General features: G+C 60.8%; 19 protein-coding genes. 5 read left to right on the forward strand and 14 right to left on the reverse strand.

Annotated features, from left to right (window positions below; genetic code table 11):
• Window positions 1-9: 9 nt before the first annotated feature.
• On the reverse strand, window positions 10-924 hold the full coding sequence (locus tag Q0X85_RS17880; RefSeq protein ID WP_297774275.1) for a fatty acid desaturase: 915 nt from the start codon (window positions 922-924) through the stop codon (window positions 10-12).
• Window positions 917-1,123: a DUF2061 domain-containing protein gene (locus Q0X85_RS17885; RefSeq protein ID WP_297774277.1), complete on the reverse strand. Its 207-nt coding sequence runs from the start codon at window positions 1,121-1,123 to the stop codon at window positions 917-919. Before Q0X85_RS17885 ends, Q0X85_RS17880 begins: the two co-directional genes overlap by 8 nt.
• A gap of 109 nt (window positions 1,124-1,232) precedes the next feature.
• Between Q0X85_RS17885 and Q0X85_RS17890 the strand changes: the two genes are divergently transcribed.
• Window positions 1,233-2,096, forward strand: a complete 864-nt coding sequence (locus tag Q0X85_RS17890) for a helix-turn-helix transcriptional regulator (RefSeq protein ID WP_297774278.1) — start codon at window positions 1,233-1,235, stop codon at window positions 2,094-2,096.
• Between the two features lie 56 nt (window positions 2,097-2,152).
• On the opposite strand, the gene Q0X85_RS17895 is transcribed toward Q0X85_RS17890, so the two are convergent.
• The 7 genes from Q0X85_RS17895 to lptF all read right to left on the reverse strand — a co-directional run bounded on the left by Q0X85_RS17895 (window position 2,153) and on the right by lptF (window position 10,746).
• A complete protein-coding gene (locus Q0X85_RS17895) occupies window positions 2,153-3,196 on the reverse strand; it encodes an aldo/keto reductase (protein WP_297774279.1) in 1,044 nt (347 codons plus the stop codon).
• 70 nt (window positions 3,197-3,266) lie between these two features.
• Window positions 3,267-4,127, reverse strand: coding sequence for a 16S rRNA (adenine(1518)-N(6)/adenine(1519)-N(6))-dimethyltransferase RsmA (gene rsmA / locus Q0X85_RS17900; RefSeq protein WP_297774280.1), 861 nt, complete (start codon window positions 4,125-4,127; stop codon window positions 3,267-3,269).
• Window positions 4,124-5,095 carry a 4-hydroxythreonine-4-phosphate dehydrogenase PdxA gene (gene pdxA / locus Q0X85_RS17905; protein ID WP_297774282.1) on the reverse strand — a complete coding sequence of 324 codons (972 nt, stop codon included), beginning with the start codon at window positions 5,093-5,095 and terminating at the stop codon, window positions 4,124-4,126. The genes rsmA and pdxA overlap by 4 nt, the downstream gene beginning before the upstream one ends.
• On the reverse strand, window positions 5,092-6,336 hold the full coding sequence (locus tag Q0X85_RS17910; RefSeq protein ID WP_297774283.1) for a peptidylprolyl isomerase: 1,245 nt from the start codon (window positions 6,334-6,336) through the stop codon (window positions 5,092-5,094). The genes pdxA and Q0X85_RS17910 overlap by 4 nt, the downstream gene beginning before the upstream one ends.
• Before the next feature lie 5 nt (window positions 6,337-6,341).
• The gene (gene lptD, locus Q0X85_RS17915) at window positions 6,342-8,513 is read right to left on the reverse strand and encodes an LPS assembly protein LptD (protein ID WP_297774285.1); all 2,172 of its coding nucleotides are present in this window, start codon (window positions 8,511-8,513) and stop codon (window positions 6,342-6,344) included.
• Window positions 8,510-9,601: an LPS export ABC transporter permease LptG gene (gene lptG / locus Q0X85_RS17920; protein WP_297774288.1), complete on the reverse strand. Its 1,092-nt coding sequence runs from the start codon at window positions 9,599-9,601 to the stop codon at window positions 8,510-8,512. Before lptG ends, lptD begins: the two co-directional genes overlap by 4 nt.
• The gene (lptF, locus tag Q0X85_RS17925) at window positions 9,598-10,746 is read right to left on the reverse strand and encodes an LPS export ABC transporter permease LptF (protein ID WP_297774291.1); all 1,149 of its coding nucleotides are present in this window, start codon (window positions 10,744-10,746) and stop codon (window positions 9,598-9,600) included. The genes lptG and lptF overlap by 4 nt, the downstream gene beginning before the upstream one ends.
• A 127-nt stretch (window positions 10,747-10,873) precedes the next feature.
• On the opposite strand from lptF, the gene Q0X85_RS17930 reads away from it, so the two are divergent.
• Both Q0X85_RS17930 and Q0X85_RS17935 read left to right on the forward strand, forming a co-directional pair.
• Complete coding sequence (locus Q0X85_RS17930) at window positions 10,874-12,346, forward strand: leucyl aminopeptidase (protein WP_297774293.1); 1,473 nt, start codon at window positions 10,874-10,876, stop codon at window positions 12,344-12,346.
• Window positions 12,346-12,804, forward strand: a complete 459-nt coding sequence (locus Q0X85_RS17935; protein ID WP_297774295.1) for a DNA polymerase III subunit chi — start codon at window positions 12,346-12,348, stop codon at window positions 12,802-12,804. The genes Q0X85_RS17930 and Q0X85_RS17935 overlap by 1 nt, the downstream gene beginning before the upstream one ends.
• Window positions 12,805-12,880: 76 nt before the next feature.
• Here Q0X85_RS17935 and Q0X85_RS17940 read toward each other — a convergent pair whose 3' ends face one another.
• Together Q0X85_RS17940 and Q0X85_RS17945 are read right to left on the reverse strand one after the other, a co-directional pair.
• Window positions 12,881-13,852: an NAD(P)H-binding protein gene (locus Q0X85_RS17940; RefSeq protein WP_297774298.1), complete on the reverse strand. Its 972-nt coding sequence runs from the start codon at window positions 13,850-13,852 to the stop codon at window positions 12,881-12,883.
• Window positions 13,845-14,183 carry a TraR/DksA C4-type zinc finger protein gene (locus Q0X85_RS17945; protein ID WP_297774302.1) on the reverse strand — a complete coding sequence of 113 codons (339 nt, stop codon included), beginning with the start codon at window positions 14,181-14,183 and terminating at the stop codon, window positions 13,845-13,847. The genes Q0X85_RS17940 and Q0X85_RS17945 overlap by 8 nt, the downstream gene beginning before the upstream one ends.
• Window positions 14,184-14,266: 83 nt before the next feature.
• Here Q0X85_RS17945 and cysE point away from each other — a divergent pair, with 83 nt between their 5' ends.
• Window positions 14,267-15,097: a serine O-acetyltransferase gene (gene cysE / locus Q0X85_RS17950; protein WP_297774305.1), complete on the forward strand. Its 831-nt coding sequence runs from the start codon at window positions 14,267-14,269 to the stop codon at window positions 15,095-15,097.
• Between the two features lie 45 nt (window positions 15,098-15,142).
• Here the strand turns inward: cysE and Q0X85_RS17955 are convergent, their stop codons facing one another.
• Both Q0X85_RS17955 and Q0X85_RS17960 read right to left on the reverse strand, forming a co-directional pair.
• Window positions 15,143-16,105, reverse strand: a complete 963-nt coding sequence (locus tag Q0X85_RS17955) for an acetyl-CoA carboxylase carboxyltransferase subunit alpha (RefSeq protein WP_297774307.1) — start codon at window positions 16,103-16,105, stop codon at window positions 15,143-15,145.
• A gap of 112 nt (window positions 16,106-16,217) precedes the next feature.
• Window positions 16,218-16,817 (reverse strand): LysE family translocator, encoded by a 600-nt coding sequence (locus tag Q0X85_RS17960; protein ID WP_297774309.1) that lies wholly within the window; start codon window positions 16,815-16,817, stop codon window positions 16,218-16,220.
• An 81-nt stretch (window positions 16,818-16,898) separates the two neighbouring features.
• Here Q0X85_RS17960 and Q0X85_RS17965 point away from each other — a divergent pair, with 81 nt between their 5' ends.
• Window positions 16,899-17,342 carry an Lrp/AsnC family transcriptional regulator gene (locus tag Q0X85_RS17965; RefSeq protein ID WP_297774311.1) on the forward strand — a complete coding sequence of 148 codons (444 nt, stop codon included), beginning with the start codon at window positions 16,899-16,901 and terminating at the stop codon, window positions 17,340-17,342.
• 60 nt (window positions 17,343-17,402) lie between these two features.
• Here the strand turns inward: Q0X85_RS17965 and Q0X85_RS17970 are convergent, their stop codons facing one another.
• Window positions 17,403-18,047, reverse strand: a complete 645-nt coding sequence (locus Q0X85_RS17970; RefSeq protein ID WP_297774312.1) for a LysM domain-containing protein — start codon at window positions 18,045-18,047, stop codon at window positions 17,403-17,405.
• Window positions 18,048-18,247 lie beyond the last annotated feature (200 nt).

An 18,247-nucleotide genomic window follows, 5' to 3' on the forward strand; every position in this document is an offset into this window, starting at 1 on the left:
TCTGGCGGTTTAGCCCCGCCGTTTTGGCCGTTCCGGCCAGAGCGGATGGGGTACCGGGTCTTTTGCACGCCAGAGATGCTCACGAAAAATCTGAAGGTAGGAGCGATAGACATACCCGTCATTTCGCCTCAGATAGTGATCACGCCGCGACGCATAAAGGGCAGGCAACAGATACCACGGTGCCTCCGGGTGCATATGGTGAACCACATGCAGGTTGTTGTTGAGAAAGAGCAGTGCGAATGGCCCTTTGTCTTCGATGATCACGGTGCGCCCACTTGCCCTCTCATGGGCCCGATGTTCCAGAAAAGTGCGGATTTTCAAGACACCAAGTCCGATCCAGACCGCCAGCAGGTAGGCCCATACCGGCATCTCCGCAAAAGAGAGCCAGATCAGCACGAGGGCTATGGCAGGCGCATGCCAAAGCCATGCGTTTAGAACCGCCCTGTCGCCTGCCCGGATGGCACGATAGTCCGCGCGCAGAAACGCGGTTTGCGCCACGAACGGCCCGATCAGCATGCGGCCTGCCAGCGTGTTGTTGATCCGCAACAGGGCTCGGCCCCAACTGGGCAAACGCGCCCAGACTTGCGGATCGAGATAGTTCGACTCCGGATCGTCATAGGGGTCTGTCAGATGCTCCTCGCGGTGGTGGGCCAAATGTGTGTCTCGAAAGCGTCCGTAGGGAATGAGCAAGCAGAGACAGGGGAAGACCGCCGCTTCGTTCCATGCGCGGCGGCGAAAGGGGTGTCCGTGCAACGCTTCATGACAAAGCGAAGAGTGCAGTGCGATGGCGAGGCCGGTCAGAAAGACGGCAAATGGCAGGGACAATGTCACTGCCCATGTCGTACCGATGATCCAGATCGCGTAGCAGATGGCCAAGAGCAGTAGCGTCGGCCACTCGATACGGCCAGAGCGCGCCTCATCCATAACATCGCCCCCATTGAACGCGCGACCAGACCCGCTCGTATAGTACATATGTGGAGAACCCGATGATCGTGTTGATCAATGCCATCACACCGCCGGCCGTGGCCGAGCCGGTAACAGCAACCCCCACGACGGCCATGACGCTGAGCCCGATCAAATTCCAGATCACTGCCTTCACGATACTGCGTAATCGCGTCTCCATGTCGCCTCCATCCTGTTTCTCATGATGGCTGCACAGTGCTTGCTATTTGGTTGACCGGCCATTTTGGAAATGGTTAACATTAATCCGCAGATGTGTATAAATTAACAGTATGATACAAAAAATAGACAAACGCCTGCGTTCCACACAGTTTCGTACCCGGCTGGCCGAAGCGATGCGTCTACGTGATAGCAATCAGAGCGCGCTGGCCCGTGTTATCGGTGTGGACCGCTCGACGGTTTCGCAACTGTTGAAAGGCAACTCCGCACGCCTGCCGAATGCGCAGGTCGTGGGTGAATGTGCGGCGGCGCTCGGGGTCTCCGCAGACTGGCTCCTGGGGCTCACCGACCGGCCCGAGACGGCGGCCGACATGCTCGCCAACACGCTCTCATTGACCGAGGCGCCCCGAGCGCTGGTGGATGAACAGATTTTCCAATGGCACAAGGAGGCGGCTGGCTACAAGATCCGCCACGTGCCGGCAGGGCTGCCGGACATGCTCAAGACACGCGCGATGCTGGAATGGGAATATGCGCCGCATCTGGGCCGGTCCACCGATCAGGCGATTGGCGCGTCAGAGGACCGCATGGCATGGATGCGCGATGCGCGCTCTGACTACGAAATCGCTCTACCGCTTTTTGAGGTCGAGAGTTTCGCCCGGGCGGAGGGCTACTATCGCGATTTGCCCGATGATGTGCGCCGGGACCAGCTCGACCACCTGATCGCAGTGACGGGGCAGCTTTACCCCAGTTTGCGCCTCTACCTGTTCGATGCGCGCCGACTCTATTCCGCGCCCGTGACGATATTCGGGCCCCTTTTGGCGGTCCTTTATATCGGGCGCAACTACATGGTTTTCCGCGATACAGAGCGCGTGCAGGCGATGACCTTGCACTTCGACGGTCTTGTGCGCGAGGCCGCTATTTCCGCGCGTGCCCTTCCCGATCACCTGCGCGCGCTCAGTGACGGGCCTGCCCCCTAAAGCGTGCCTGCGCGTGTTTCTGCTTGGCAAAAACATCCCAATGGCGAACCCGTCGATCAATAGGGCATCGGGTGTTCCCTGTGTACGGCATCGAGGTCCTTTACGACATCTTGGCCAAGAACGAGATCGGCAGCGCCAAGCGCGATATCGAGCTGTGCCATGCTGGTTGCGCCAAATATCGCGGACGCCATGAAAGGCCGGGTCAGACACCACGCCAGTGCCATTTGCACCGGCTCGAGCTCATGCTTTCGCGCCACCTCCATATAGGCATCCACGGCCTCGAAGGCGCGCCGCACCTTGCGTCCGCCGAGATCACCGTTGATCGCCATGCGCGAACCATCAGGGATCGCGCCTGACTGGTACTTGCCGGTAAGCAGCCCGGCCGCCAGTGGTGAAAATGCAAGGAGACCCACATCCTCATTCACGCTCAACTCGGCAAGGTCCGTGTCAAAGAGCCGACACATCAGTGAGTACTCGTTCTGGATCGTGGCGGCACGCGGACCATGCCCCGACTCTGCCAAGCGCAGCCATTGGGCGGTGCCCCAGGCGCTCTCGTTGGAGAGCCCGAAGGCGCGGATCGTGCCCCGCTCCACCTCGCGGCGGAGCGCCTCAAGCGTTTCCTCCATGTGATCGAGCGTTTCCGTGCGGTTTTGACCGGAGGGGTCGTAGCTCCAGTTCTGGCGGAACATGTAGCTGCCCCGATTGGGCCAATGAAATTGGTAGAGATCGATACAATCAGTCCTAAGGCGGCCCAAGGATGCCTCCACCGCGTGAGGAATGGTCTTTGCCGAAATCGGCGCACCGTCGCGCGCGTGCTTGAAGCCTTTTCCGGAATGCTTGGTGGCCAGGACCACATCGTCACGCCGCCCGGATTTTGTCACCCACTGGCCAATAATCTCTTCTGTGAGGCCCGTGGTTTCGGCCCGTATCGGGGTGGTCGGATACATCTCGGCGGTATCGATGAAATTCACACCCCGCTCCAGCGCCCGGTCGATCTGCGCATGGCCCTCGACCGTGCTATTCTGCGAGCCCCATGTCATTGATCCAAGACAAAGCACGCTCACCTCGATCCCGGTGCGCCCGAGCGGTCTCTTGTCCATAACCTGTCCCCAAATCCTGTTTTGTCACGGCACTTTATCCGCGTCCCGGTGATGTGCAACCCGGATAGCGCTAGCCCCTTTCCGCCTCTGCGCCACCGGGCATCAGACGTGCCAGTGCGCAGAATGCCTGGAGGCTGACGGTTTCGGCGCGATCGGTCGGCTGAATTCCCGCTGCGCGCAGACGGTCCTCGATATCAGGGACCATGCCCTTGAGTGCCGCACGCAACATCTTGCGGCGCTGATTGAAGGCGCGGGCCACCACGCGTTCTAGGATCTTGGGGTCGGCCGGATATCGCGGCTCTGGCAGCGCTGTCAGGTGGACAACCGCACTGGAGACCTTGGGAGGTGGTATAAACGCACCGGGCGGCAGGTGCATCACGATCCGCGGCGTGGCGCGCCATTGCGCAAGCAGGGCGAGGCGGCCATAGGCCTTGCCGCCCGGCTGTGCCACGATGCGTTCGGCTACCTCGCGCTGAAACATCAAGGTCAGCGATTGCCAGAACGGTGGCCAGTCTCGTGGCGTGAGCCACCGGATCAAGAGTTCGGTGCCGACATTGTAGGGCAAGTTCGCCACCACCCGGATAGGCGGCGTCAAATGTGCCAGCGGGTCAATCTCGAGGGCGTCGCCATTGATGATCCTCAAGCGGCCCTCTGCGGCCTCGGCCACCTCCTGTAAGGCGGGAAGGCAGCGGGTATCCTTTTCAATCGCAAGAACACGGCGCGCGCCTTCGGCCAAGAGGCCACGGGTCAGACCGCCTGGTCCGGGACCGATTTCTAGCACGTCGCTTTCCGTCAGGTCGCCAGCCTGCCGCGCAATTTTGGCGGTAAGGTTCAGATCGAGCAAGAAATTCTGCCCGAGGGATTTGCGCGCCGACAGGCCATGCGCGGCGATGACCTGACTGAGCGGCGGCAGATTGGTGAGCGTGTTCATGCGTGGCGCGCCCGGCCCATGGCCTGTGCCATTTTCAGGGCCTCGATCAGCGAGGTCGGGTTGGCAATCCCTTGCCCTGCGATATCGAGAGCGGTGCCGTGATCAGGTGAGGTGCGGATGAAAGGCAAGCCGAGTGTGACATTTACCCCCCGGTCGAAATCCACCGTCTTGATCGGAATAAGCGCCTGATCGTGATACATGCATATCGCTGCGTCATAGCCTGACCGCGCGGCGGCATGAAACATCGTGTCGGCGGACATCGGGCCACGCAGGTCCAACCCGTCGTCGCGCAGGCGCGTCAACACAGGGGCGATCACCTCGATTTCTTCTCGCCCCATACGCCCGCCCTCTCCGGCATGCGGATTGAGACCGGCGATGGCGATGCGTGGTGCTGCGATGCCGAAATCGCGGACAAGCGCGGCATTGGTGATGCGGATCGTCTGCTCGAGAAGGGCCGGGTTCAAAGCCTGGGGAACGTCCGACAAGGGAATGTGGATGGTGGCGGGCACCACGCGAAGGGCATCCGAGGCCAGCATCATCACGACACGGTCAACCCCTGCGAGATGCGCGAGGTATTCGGTATGGCCGGGATGCTCGAACCCCGCGCCTTCCTGAAGCGCCTGCTTGTGAATGGGGGCTGTGCAGAGTGCCAGCGCCTCGCGTGAGTGCACGAGTTCCACGCCGCGAGCGATCACGTCGATGACGGCCTGAGCATGGTCCGGGTTGGGCCTGCCGGGGGTGAGCGAGCCTGCAAAAGGATGCGGTAGCACGGGCAGCGCCTGCGCTGATGCCGCCACCGCCTCGCCGGGCGTGTCGATCAGCACATGAGGTATGTTGCCCGGTAGATGCGCGGGGTCGCCGATCAGGAAAAACGGCAGACGATCTCGAAGCCTGTCCCATGCCGCAGCGGCAATTTCGGGGCCGATACCTGCAGGTTCCCCACAGCTGAGCGCGACCGGGGGCGTCACTTCTCGACGATCCGCGCCTCGGCGCGCAACTGTTCGAGATAGCCATTGGCAAAGGATTCGATCCGCTGATTGCGGATGAAGTTGCTGAGATCCTCAACCGAGGGCTGCTCGCCATCGAGCTTGGGGGACCGCCCGCACAGCATGAGGAAAACGAGCGTGTCGCCATTGGAGCGAGTGACATTCGCCGAGGTTTCGCCGGGATCGAGACGTGCCAACTCCAGCGCGATATCCTCGGGGATTTCCTCAGGAGCCCTTGATCCGCGCTCCAGTACTTCGGGCGGTTGCCCATACGCCACGCCATAAAGGTCGTCACAGGTATCGACCGACGCACGCACCTGCGCCGCGCGTTGCAGGGCGGCCTCGCTGCGCCCACCCGGAATATAGTAGGCGGCGTATTCGATCGCCGAGAATTCGGGCGTGGATACGGATGTTTCCTCGATGTCGCGCATGTAAAACAGCGCAAGTCCCGCATCGATTGGCAACGGATCAGATATCTCGCCTGGCGCGAGGGCGAGCACGATCTGGCGTAAGCTTGCAGGCAGATCGGAAAGCGCGACCCAATTCATGCGTCCGCCACGTCCTGCGGAGGGTGCCGCCGAATGACGGCGCGCTGCGGCGGCAAACTCAGCCTCGCTTTCGGATTGAGCGATGCGAGCAGCGAGCGTCTGCTGCGCCTCGGCTTCTTCGGGGCTCCTGATTGGGAGGATGATTTCCGACAACAGCACCCGAACCGCAGCCCCGCCCGTAAGTGCCCGCGCGGCGCGCTCCAGGTCGTCTTCACTCACGGATACGCGAGGGGCAAACCGCGCGCGTGTCAGCTCTCGCCAAGTGATCCCGGCGCGGACAAATTCGCGGAACGATTCCTCTGAAACGCCGGCACCGGCCAGAGCTTTGATCAATTCCTCGGCGTTCATGTTGGCGCGACCGGCGAATTCCTCCATCCCTGCGCGGATCATGTCATCCTCTATGACCAGCCCGTTGGCCCGCGCCGCGTCCAGTTTGATCCGCTCCTCAATCAACTGTTTCCGCGCGAGGCGTTGTGGATCGCCCGGCGCACGAAACAGCGTCAGCATGCGTCCTCTTTGTTGAAGCTCGTATCGCGTAATCGCCTGATCGTTGACGTGCACAACCGGTACAAAGAGGTTCTGCGCGCGCGCCGTGTCAGCCGGCCAGGCGAGGCCAGTGGCGGCGGTCGCGGCGAGAGCCAAGGCGGCAAATGTGCGGCGTAGGGTAGATATCATTCTCATCAGTTCCTGCATGTCCGGGCAAAGCTCTTGTCTCGGGTCGTAGCCGAAAAGCCCCTGAGCCCCACCGTAAAGCCGATGTTGGTTTCGGGTTCAAGGATAGTCGAAGAGGTGAAGCGGCGCGAGACTGAAAGCGTGATGTCGACGCATTCATTCGAATACGTCACGCCAGCCCCGGCGCGCACGCTCCTGTCTTCGGCGACGTCAAACCGCCAGTCGGCATGGCCGGTCCAGTGACGGGCAAAGCGATAGCTGCCGTCAATCGCCCATTCCGAAATTGTCGACGGCCGGTTTTCGCCTGGATCGTCAGGGAGCCAGACATATGTCGCCCCGATATCGGTATAGTCATTCTGCCAACTCGCGCGCGCCTCGACCTTGGTGGTGTCGAAGACCTCGTCGAACAGGCCTCGCGCCGTCACCGCGAGGCCCGTATCATTGCGGAACTGTCCGGCAATGAGAAAATCCGAGGTTCGATCCCGTAAACCGGAAGATTTGGTGAAGGATGGCGTGACGCCGTCGCGCTCGAGAAGCCGCTCGTCGCGCCAGACCTGACCTACGGCGAGGCTGCTTTGCCAGCCGGTCGGATCAATGCGAGTCCAACTTAGACCTAAGGCCGCACTGTAGCCCCGCTCCCGCCGATCCGGCGCATTGAACCGTGACGGGTTGAAGAGATTTCCTTCGTCAAACTCCACCTGTGTCGTTTCATCCAGCGGGATATCCGGGTTGGAGCCGCCCGACCAAGCCATTTGGAGTACGGGTTCGACCACGTGGGTGACCGCGCCGCCGGTGGATTTCATCAACGGCCAGCGCAGCTCTAACGCAGCTGTGGGTGTGATCTCGGTCGCGTCTGATGCCGAGGTGATCCCGGACTGTGCAATCTCGAAATGATCAAGGATCAAACCGGTCTGGAAAGAGGCCAGAACGCCGCCGGGCAACGTCCAGCCGCGCAGCCAGTCAAGCCGCGTGGTGAAACGTGTCACATCGCGCCCGTCGGCAAATCGGTCGAGTGTGGCAATCGTCGAATCCGAGCTGCGATAATGGCCGTGCAGCGCCGCACCAAAGCGTAGCTCCCCGCCGAGGCGCGACGGGAAAATCCGGCGCTCGTATTCTGCGTTGCCCGCCAACGTGGGCAATGTCGCGTTGCTCTCACCGTCCCGTTGCGAATGGAAATGCGTTATCGCACCGCGAATATATTCATCGCGCCGCGCCCGTTCGACCGATAGCTCGTTTTCCAGCCTGTCCTTATCGGAGAAACCGTGATCGAGCAGGAAGGTATCGTCGCTTGCCCACTCGATGTTGAACCGCAGCACGAATTCACGCGCTATGTCGAAGCGGCCTTGGCCAAAGAGATACCCGCGTGATGAGCGTGGATTGAATTTGTCGTCGGAGATCGCGCCCTCGAATATGATGTCCCCGATGCGGAATGCCTGACGGTAGCGCAGTTCGAGGCGGCGGGAATTCGTTGCCCAGAACGGAGCGAGCGTCAGATCCCGATGTTCGCCTATCGGAATGAAATACGGCACTCTTACACCGGTGCCCAGCAAGGACGAATTGACCAGTGACGGCGTCAGAAATCCCGGAGCGCGATCGAGCGTCGGGTCCGGCAGGCGCAAGCGCGGCAGGTAGAACACCGGAGTGTCGAGGATGCGGAACTGGGCATTCTCAAAATAGAGTTGACGCGCCTGTTCGTCATGCACCACCCGGCGTGCCCTGATCTGCCAGAGCGGGGGACTCTTCGAGTCGCAGATACGGCAGGACGTGACGGCGACCTTGTAGAGCTGATTGTAGCGTGCATCAGTACGGCGCATCTCGAACGCTGCAAGCTGAAGCTGTTGCTGCATCACGATCCGCGCGCCGCGCAGCAATCCGTTGGTCATTTCGCGGTCAAGCTCGGCGCTGTCAGCCAGCACGACCGTGCCCGTCTCATCAGTGAGCGTCAGCGGCCCGGTGATACGCAGCGTCTCGGTCGCCCGGTCATATGCGATTTCCCGCGCCTTCAGGCGGCGGCCTTGATGGAGGGCCTCGACATTACCGGTCGCGATCAGCGTCTCGTCGGCCGTCAGGCGCACGTTGTCTGCCACAAGCATGGCAGGTGTCGGCGGCGCCTCTTGCGCCAGAAGCGGTAGGGCCCACACAATGAGCAGGCACCAAAGACCACACAGGCGAGCGATCATCCGTCCTCCAGGTGCAATAGAATGCCAATCCCGAGAAGCAACGAGGCAACAGGTGGTGCCCATGCCGCGAGCAGTATGGGGATCTGGCCGTTCTCACCAAGAATTTGCGCGAAATTGCGTATGTAGTGCAGGCCAAAGCCCAATAAGACCGCCGTCAGTACCGAAATCCCAACATTGGCACCGCGGGAGTGGCGCATCGTGAAGGCCGCCGAAATCAGCACGAGCGCGACCAGAAAGACCGGCTGCGCGAGTTCTTTCTGAAACCAGATCGCGTAACGCCGGGCCGAGAAACCGGCCTCTTCCAGTTGATCGATGAACCCGGGCAGGTCCCAGATCGGGATATATTCCGGGCTGCCAAAGCTATCCAGGATACGGTCCTGTGTCAGATCCGAGGGCACCGACATACGGGCCTCTTCACGCGCCGTGGCCTCGGGGTTGACGCCTTTGGAAAGGTCCCAGATTTTGGCATTCGTGAGGGTCCATCCGCCTGGCTCCAGTTGTGCACTCGCCGCCGAAATGCGCCTTAGGGGCTGGCCGTCCAATGCGAAATCCAGAAAGGTCGGATCGTAGAGCGTCGTGAGATCAGAGCTGGCACGCGCGGCAAAGATCACCGTCTGGCCGTCTGCCCCGCCTTGGCGCAGCCATAGCCCCTCGGAGGCAATCGCCATATCGGATGACGTCGTGCCCGAATAGCTGTTGACGACGTCATGATGTCGTTTGGCCGTGGCCGCGACGAATGGGTTGCCCATCGCCACACCCAAAAGCCCGATCGAAAGTGCGACGGCCGCAGGTGCCAAAAGGCCACGCAGCGCCGATCGCCCGGAGGCGCGCAAGACGACAAGCTCGGACGTTCGCGCCAGTCGGAGAAATAATGCGACGGAGGCGAGGATCATGACCAGCGGGATGATCTCGTAATAGGCTTCTGGCAGCTTCAAAAGCACGATCCCGAAAACCTTGCCGAAAGGAAGCTCTGGAAAGTCACCCAATTCGTCCACGAGATCGATGAGACCCAAGAGGACGGTCAGCGTGATTGTAACCCCGAGAAAGTTGATGAAAAACCGGCGGGCAAAATAGAGTTGCAGGGTCATGTCGGTATCTCGGCCTCGACACGGCGCGCCCTGCGTGTCATGCGCCTCCAGAACAACGGATAGGTTGCGAGTGTCAAAAGCCCCGTCGCCAGCGCCAGTCCCAGCAGGATCGGCAGGTAGAGAAGGGGCCACAATGCGCCATTCTCCAGCACAGGGGCAACCACCATGCTCTCGACGATCTTGATGCCGATCAACAGCCCAAACGCAAGCAGGATCTGCCGCCAGACGCCGAAACGGCTATAGGCCCCGACGAGCAGCGTGGAAAACCCGATGAGCGCCGCAACAACGCAGAGGAGCGCGCTTGTGATGCGACCATGCACCTGGGACATCACAAGCCCGAGGCTTGTCGTCGTGCGCTCGGCCACCGCTGACGGATTGCGAAGCATCTCGAAAGTCGAAGCATAAGCGACCTTGTCGAGGCTCACCGCGTCACGGTCAATGAGGCTACTGATATCGTATGAAAAATCGTCAAAATAAGTTGTGAAGAGCCGGTCCGAGTCTGGGCGGATGTTCTGGGCCAGCCCGGCCACCATCACGAGGCGAGTGCCGTCCCGTTCCTGCACAAGATAGGCGCGGGACGACGTGTAGGTGACAGGTGCTTCGGGGGCGCGGCGGTCAGAAAGAAAAACGTCGCGCAATTCCCCCTCTGGCGAAATCTCGCGGATATAGAACGTGATTCCCGGCGCGGGGTGCAGGAACTCGCCCTCGCTCAACAGTTTCGCGGTGATATTGCGCGACACCTCGTCCTGACGCTGGTTCAGTTGGCTCAGACTGGCGGGAATGAGGTAATGCGCAAGCAGAGACATCATCACCGCAACAATTACCCCGAAGGTTACAACTGGCCGTGCGAGCCGCAACGGTGAGTACCCTGTGGCCTGCATCACGGTCAGCTCGCTTTCAGAGGAAAGTCGATTGATCACGTAGACGGCCGCCGCAAATGCCGCAATCGGCAGAACAACGCCGATCACTCCCGGCAGCGTCAGTGCCGTGAATTCCAGAAAGATCCATGCGGGCTGGCCATCCCCGATCAGCCGGTCGAACATGCGCACCGCTTTGTTGATCCAGAAGATGGATACCAGAACGAGCGCAAAGAAACCGAACAGAACCATGAATTGCGACAGCATGTATCTGTCGAGTCTGGTCAATTTTTTCCCCCACGGCAGCAGACTTGAGAGCAACCTAGCGGAATTGACAGCGAGGGAAAACTGCTAACTGGTCATCGGCGGCGTGCCGCGATACGTCTGGTGCGACCCAACCATAAGGAGCCTTTCGATGACCACGCCCGTTTCCGTCGCCTTCACCGAGACAGAGCTTGACCTGATTGCGAGCGCAGAGGGGCGCGTCGCCGTGTTCATCACCCCGGATGGCAAGCTCGATCAGGCCGGGCGGCGGGTTAATCGTCTGATGAAGGGAACGCTGGCGCGCATTGTTGAAAGCGGGGCGCTCGAAAAGAAGTCTGCTGGCGACATTATCAGCCTGGCATGGCCTGTGGGCCTCTCGGCTGAAGCGCTTGATATCTTGATTCTGCCGCGCAATGCCAGCGTCGAGGAAAGCCGCCGCGCGGGCGTGGCGCTGGGCCGCTCCAAAGGCACCAAGCCGCTTTTGCTCCTGGGCGCGTCTCTCAAGCGGCCGGTTGAGGTGATTCTGGGGGCTGTTCTGCGGGCATACGAATTCACACCCCACAAGACCTCCGAGACGCAGGAGGGCGGGGCGATCACGGCGATGGTCGCCAAGCCTGACGAGGTAGAGGCTGCTGCCGCCCCCGCGCTCGCCGTGGCAGAGGGCGTGTTCTTTACCCGCGATCTGGTGAGTGAGCCGGCCAATCACCTGACCACGACGGAATTCGCCAATCGAATTTTGGCAATGCAGGATATCGGGCTCAAGATCACCGTGTTTGAAGAAAGCGATCTGGAGCGCCTTGGAATGGGCGCGCTTCTGTCCGTTGGCCATGGCAGCGCCAGCCCGACGAAGATGGCCGTCATGGAGTGGCAGGGCGGACCAGAGGGCGAGCCACCTCTGGCGCTTGTCGGCAAGGGCGTGGTGTTCGACACTGGCGGTATAAGTCTCAAGCCATCGGCGGGCATGGAAGACATGACCATGGACATGGGGGGCGCCGGTGTCGTTGCCGGCGTGATGCGCACGTTGGCGCGGCGCGGCGCCAAGGCCAATGTTGTGGGCCTTGTCGGGCTGGTCGAGAATATGCCGTCAGACCGCGCAACGCGCCCCGGTGATGTGGTCACCTCGATGAAAGGTGACACGATTGAGGTCATCAATACCGATGCCGAGGGGCGGCTCGTGCTCGCTGACGTGATGTGGTACGCGCAGGAGACGTATCAGCCTTGCGGCATGATTGATCTGGCGACCCTTACGGGCGCCGCGATTGTCGCGCTTGGCCATGAAAACGCCGCCGTGCTCAGCAACGACGACACGCTTTGCAACACCTTTCTCAAGGCCGCCAAGGCTGAGGGCGAGGGTGCATGGCGTATGCCGCTGGGCAAAGGCTATGCCGATCTGATGAAGAGCCAGATTGCGGATATCAAGAATTCCGGCGGTCGGCCTGCTGGCACGATCACGGCGGCTGAATTTCTGCATCGTTTCGTGCAGGACGGCTCGGCGTGGGTGCATCTCGACATTGCGGGCGTGGCCAGTGTCAAATCCGAAACTCCTTACGCGCCCATGGGCGCATCTGGCTGGGGGGTTATGGCGCTGAACCGGCTGGTCGCGGACATGCTCGAGGGGGATTGATGGGCGCGGCCTATTTCTATCATCTGACGCAGCGGCCGCTCGACGTGACCTTGCCCCTGCTTTTGGGCAAGGCGCTCAGTGCGGGGTGGCGTGTGGCAGTGCGAGGATGCGATCCTGCGCGTATGGACTGGCTTGATCAGAAGCTGTGGCTTGGTCCAGAGGACGGGTTTTTGCCGCATGGGGTCGCGGGCGGGCCATATGATGCCGACCAGCCGGTTCTGCTGACCACCGGCGCCGCGCGACCCAATGGTGCGGTCTGCGTGATGGCTGTGGACGGGGCCGAAGTGGATGCCACCGAAGTGCATGAACTGGAGCGGGTTTGTATTCTCTTTGACGGAAATGATGCGCGCGCGGTCGATGTGGCGCGGACACAATGGAAAGAGCTGACAGGCGCGGGGTGCGCTGCGCAATATTGGTCCGAGGCGTCCGGCAAATGGGAGAAGAAGGCCGAGGCCTGACCCGTGTTTGCGCGCGCAGGGTGCGGAACGCCTCAACCGAATCCCACCCCTCGGCCGGGGCCATGTGCAAGACCGTTTAGAATATTGCGTGATCGCCCAGATCGGCGAAGGCGCGTCCCGAAATGACATCCTCGTAATGATCAAACAACCTGTCCTGCCCCGTCTCAGGCGTGGCACTCGCATCATAGAGCCCCGTCGCGGGGTCGATCACCAGCATGGATTCGGTTGCATAATAGCGCCCGATCCGTCCAAGTTCGGCCTTGGCCCGCAGTCTTGGAATGACTAATCCACCGGCTGTCAGCCCGCCAATGATGGCATCCATCATAACCAGAGGAACATGGCGGAACCGCGCCGGGCGCTCCAATCGCTCGAACAGCCAGTCCCCTTGAGCGCGCGGCGTGATCGCCGGACCGGGCCCGCCAATGGGCAGAACCCGGTTCCAGCGTGAAGGATCGTTCAAGCAATCCGCGATATACTCGGCAAGATCTCGGTCACTGATCGGCTTGCAAGCGGTCTGGCATCCGTCTCCGAATACAAGATAGGGCTTTCCAGCCCTGACGCGCGCGATCTGTCCGGAGAGTGATTTGAAAAACGCGGTCGGCCGGATGATGGAATAGCAGAGACCCGAAGCAATCAGATGCGCTTCGAACGCGTGCTTGGCTTTCTGAAAAGCGAGGCGGGGCTTTTGCACGCAGAGCGCCGATAACAAGACCATATGCCCAACACCGGCAGATTTTGCGGCGCTGAGCGCGTGCATGTGCGCGTCGTGGTCGATGGACCAGGCATCATGGGGCAGGCCGGTGCGCGACGCCATGCAAGACACAAGCACATCGAAACGCTCGCCGCAAAATCCGTCTCGTACCAGAGACCCGGGGTCCGTTGCTATGCCCCGTCGCAGCGTGACGCCCTCGGGCAGTCCGTCGGCGCGCGCGTTCGGGCGCAGGTAGCAAACCACCTCATGCCCGCGTGACACGAGCGCCGCAACGACCGCGCGGCCAATCGTGCCGGTCGCGCCAAGCATGAAAATCCGTGCCCGATGCTCATCCATTGGCACAGGAGACACATCGCGTGGCTGCCGGGTCGATCTCGAGCCGTCCGAGGGCGATATCCTCGCCGCAATCCTCGCAATAGCCGTATTCACCCTCGTCCATCCTGGAGAGGGCGGCTTGCAAGCGCCTGCGCTGCGCCTCGCGACGTGATTGCCCCGCCTTGGCCATGGCTTGATTTTGCAGCGCATCCATCCGGCTCAGCCGTCCGACCGCCTGTTGATCCAGCTCAACAGTTGCCTGGCCAGACTGACCGCGTACATCCTCTGCCTCGAGGTCACCGAGCAGGTTTGCGATCTGCGTGCGCAGGCGGGTCAGTGCTGCCTCATTCATATTGATGATCCTCCGCATCACCCCTTTGCATTTTACCTGTCCTGCCTATCTGGTATAGTTCGAGCGATCCAGAGGAGCATGTCATGGCGCACACACGACAAAAATTGGCCGAGTTTGATCCGGTCTGGGCGCGAATCGCGCAAGAGGCCAAAGCCGCGATCGCCGAGGAACCGCTCTTGGGCGGGCTCGTCCATTCCAGCGTGCTGCACCACGATACATTCGAATCGGCTCTCGCCTACAGAATATCTCTCAAGCTCACGTCCAATGAGATGCCCGAGCAGATCCTTCGGGAAATCTGCGACAAGGCTCTGGACAGCGACTCGGCGATCGGTCTCGCCGCGCGCGCCGATATAGTGGCCGTGAGTGACCGTGATCCGGCCTGCGACCGTTTCCTTTTGCCACTGCTCTTTTTCAAGGGGTTTCAGGCGATACAGGCGTATCGCATTGCGCATTGGCTGTGGGAGGCGGGACGCTATGATCTGGCGCGTTTCTTCCAGATGCGGGCCTCCGAAGTCTTTGGCGTGGATATTCATCCCGCCGCGCGGATCGGCAAGGGGATTATGATCGACCATGCCCATTCCATCGTCATAGGCGAGACCGCAGTGGTCGGCGACAATGTTTCGATGCTGCATTCAGTGACCCTTGGCGGGACAGGCAAGGAAGAAGAGGATCGCCACCCCAAGATCAGCGACGGTGTGCTGATCGGGGCAGGGGCCAAGGTGCTCGGCAACATCCGTGTGGGCAAATGCTCGCGCATCGCCGCTGGATCGGTCGTGTTGGAGGAAGTGCCGCCCTGCAAGACCGTCGCCGGCGTGCCGGCGCGTATCGTAGGCGAGGCCGGGTGCGATCAGCCTTCGGTCAGCATGGATCAGCTATTGGGCGTCCGTGGCACCGAAAGTGATGAGGAAGAGTAAGGCCGGTCGCGAGACGTGCCTTAGGCTGAGGCTGCCTGTGCCCGATCAGGCAGCCAGCCCTTTTGACCCCATGCGCAGGAACCTTTCCCGACGGTCACGGATCAGGGCTGCGCGGTTCTTCTTGGACAGTTCGCTCAGCATGGCCTGAATGGTCTTGCCGACCGTTGCGATGGTTCGTGCGACATCGCGATGCGCGCCGCCCAGGGGTTCGTCGATAATGCGGTCTGCAACGCCAAGCCGGGTGAGATCCTGGGCCGTCAGGCGAAGCGCCTCGGCGGCTTCGCGCATCTTCTCTGCGTCTTTCCACAGGATTGACGCGCAGCCCTCCGGGGAGATCACCGAATAAACCGAATGCTCCAGCATCGCCACACGGTTGGCGCTGGCAAAGGCCACCGCGCCGCCCGATCCGCCCTCGCCGATAATCACCGACACGAGAGGCACACCGAGACCGAGGCAGGTTTCCGTAGACCGGGCGATGGCCTCGGACTGTCCGCGTTCCTCGGCCCCCTTGCCAGGGTAGGCGCCGGGGGTGTCCACAAGCGTGATGACCGGCAGGCCGAACTTGTCCGCCATCTGCATCAGGCGCACCGCCTTGCGATATCCTTCGGGGCGCGCCATGCCGAAATTGCGGGCGATCCTGCTCTTGGTATCGTTGCCTTTTTCATGGCCGATCACCATGACCGGGCGGTCGGCCAACCGTGCAAGGCCCCCCATAACGGCCTCGTCTTCTCCAAAGGCCCGGTCGCCGGCGAGGGGCGTATACTCGGAGAAAAGCGCATCGATGTAATCGCGGCAATGCGGCCTGTCGGGATGGCGGGCGACCTGACATTTGCGCCACGGCGTCAGGTTCTTGTAGAGATCGCGCAAGAGGTCGGCGGCCTTGGTGTCCAGAGCGCCGGCCTCGGTTTCGACATCCATCTCCGCATTGGCCCGGGCCATCGCGCGCAGCTCTTCGGCCTTGCCTTCAATCTCGGCCAGCGGCTTTTCGAAGTCGAGGTAATTGGTCATTGCTCTGCGGTCTCCACGTTTGCCGTGGCGATATATGGCGGCATGAGGGCTGATTTGCAATCATAACCCGGCAATGGCCGTGTCCCGATGGGGGCGATCTCTTTGGGTTCTATCAGTGTGCAGGCCAGAGCACCGGAATCAGTGTTGCGACCAGAAGCGCCGCCATGACCCGATTGAAGACGCGTAGCCGGAATTGGTTCTTGAGCAGGCGGCGCATCTGTTGGCCAAGCAAGGTCCAACTCGTGGTGCTGAGCCCCGAAACCACGACGTAGACCCCCGCAACCCAGAGGAGCGAGCTCGGATCTCGGCCGGTGGCGTAGAGGGTAATAGCAGACAGCCCCATGCTCCACGCCTTGGGATTGACCCACTGGAAAGCCGCTGATTGCAGGAACGTCAGGGGCTTGCCCTCTGCGCTTGCTTCGCGCGGCGCTGCCGCATGTGCGATTTTCCAAGCCAGGTAAAGCAGATAGACGACCGAAGCGACCTTGAGCAGCTTATAGCTGAGCGGCCACATGTCAAAGACCTGCATGACGCCAAGCCCGACACAGATCACCATCAGCGGAAAGCCAAGAGTGATCCCGAGCATATGCGGAATGGTCCGGGAAAATCCGAAATTCGTACCGGATGCCATGAGCATGAGGTTATTCGGCCCGGGTGTCATGACCGTGACAAAGGCGAAGGTGGTGAGCGCGGTGAGTAGATCGAAAGTCATGGCGCAATGTTATGCTGGAATAATTGATCTTTAATTGCTTAATGTTGGTTTGAATATGAGTTTAGGCAATATAAAAGCGCTATGGATTTAATAAATGATCGAATATTGCGAGAGCTGAGTCGTGATGGTCGAATCAGCAATCTGGAACTGGCCGAACGAGTCGGCTTGTCACCATCGGCTTGCTTGCGCCGCGTGCAGGATCTGGAACGGCGCGGGGTCATTGCGGGATACCGCGCGGTCCTGGATCGTAGCGCGCTTGGCATCGGCTTTCTGGCATATGTGACGGTTGGTTTGAACAGCCATACAAAGGCAAGCCAAGTCGCTTTTGAACAGGCCATGGCCCGCGCACAGGACGTGGTGGAGTGCCACAACATCACGGGTGCGGTGGAGTATCTGTTGCGCGTCGAAGTGCCTGATCTGGCGGCCTACAAGCAGTTTCACACCGATGTTCTGGGCACGCTTCCACAGGTTCATGCGATCACATCCTATGTGGTGATGGGATCACCCAAGGATGAGAGGGGCTGAAAATGAAAGGGGGCCGTTGGTTCGGCCCCTCGATCATTCCTGCCGTCGTAACTGGAAAACCTAATCCGTCAAGGGTGTGGGAAGGGCCAAAACCTGACCGACACGCAGTCTGTTTCCGGGCTGTAAACTGTCGGTGTTGGCGCTGACGATATCCGCTTGTCGCTTGATGTCGCCATAGAACCGGTAGGCGATCGAGGCAAGGCTGTCGCCGGTGGCGACTGTGTAGGTTTGTGGCACGCGCGGGCGCGCGGGCTGTGACAGCGCAGTGAGCAAAAGGGAGGTATCGACACGGCCCTCGGCGGTCACGAGCGATTGCGGCACATCAACGCGACCTTTTTGCGCCGCGTCATTCACGAGCGCATCAATATACACCTCGGATTGACCCTGTTCGAGCGCTCCAAGGACCATTTTTTCGAGGGTCTCGCCGCTCGATGACGCGGAAGCGGCCTCAGCCGTTTGGGTCGGGGCCGGAGAGACGACAGGCGTGATGTCTTCGGGCAGGATGGTGCTGCTCAGGCTCTGCATCAACGGGTCTGATTGTGGCTGCGGCGCATTGAGCGACGCCAAATCAGGGCCAGAGCGTGTCACCTCCTGCTCTGAGGTCGGGGCCGAGACAGACACAGGGGGTTTCTTGCCGGGCTGCGCAAGTATCAGGGCAAGGGTGACAGCAAAAAAACCGGCCGCAATCAGGGTCACACGCAACATGAATATACCTTAGAACAAAAAATTTCCTGATGAGAGCGATTGCAAAGCGCGACGGGTGACATGCGGCTGGTGAATTGACGTGTCATTATTTTGGGCACGGGATTGGTTCCTGGTGTCGTCTTTTCCTGGTGGCGCAAAACGTCGCTCGGCTACCTATATATAGTCGTATTTACTTAATATAGTCGTGTTTACTGAAACCC

The organism is uncultured Roseovarius sp. (assembly GCF_947259555.1).
Lineage (GTDB): Bacteria > Pseudomonadota > Alphaproteobacteria > Rhodobacterales > Rhodobacteraceae > Roseovarius.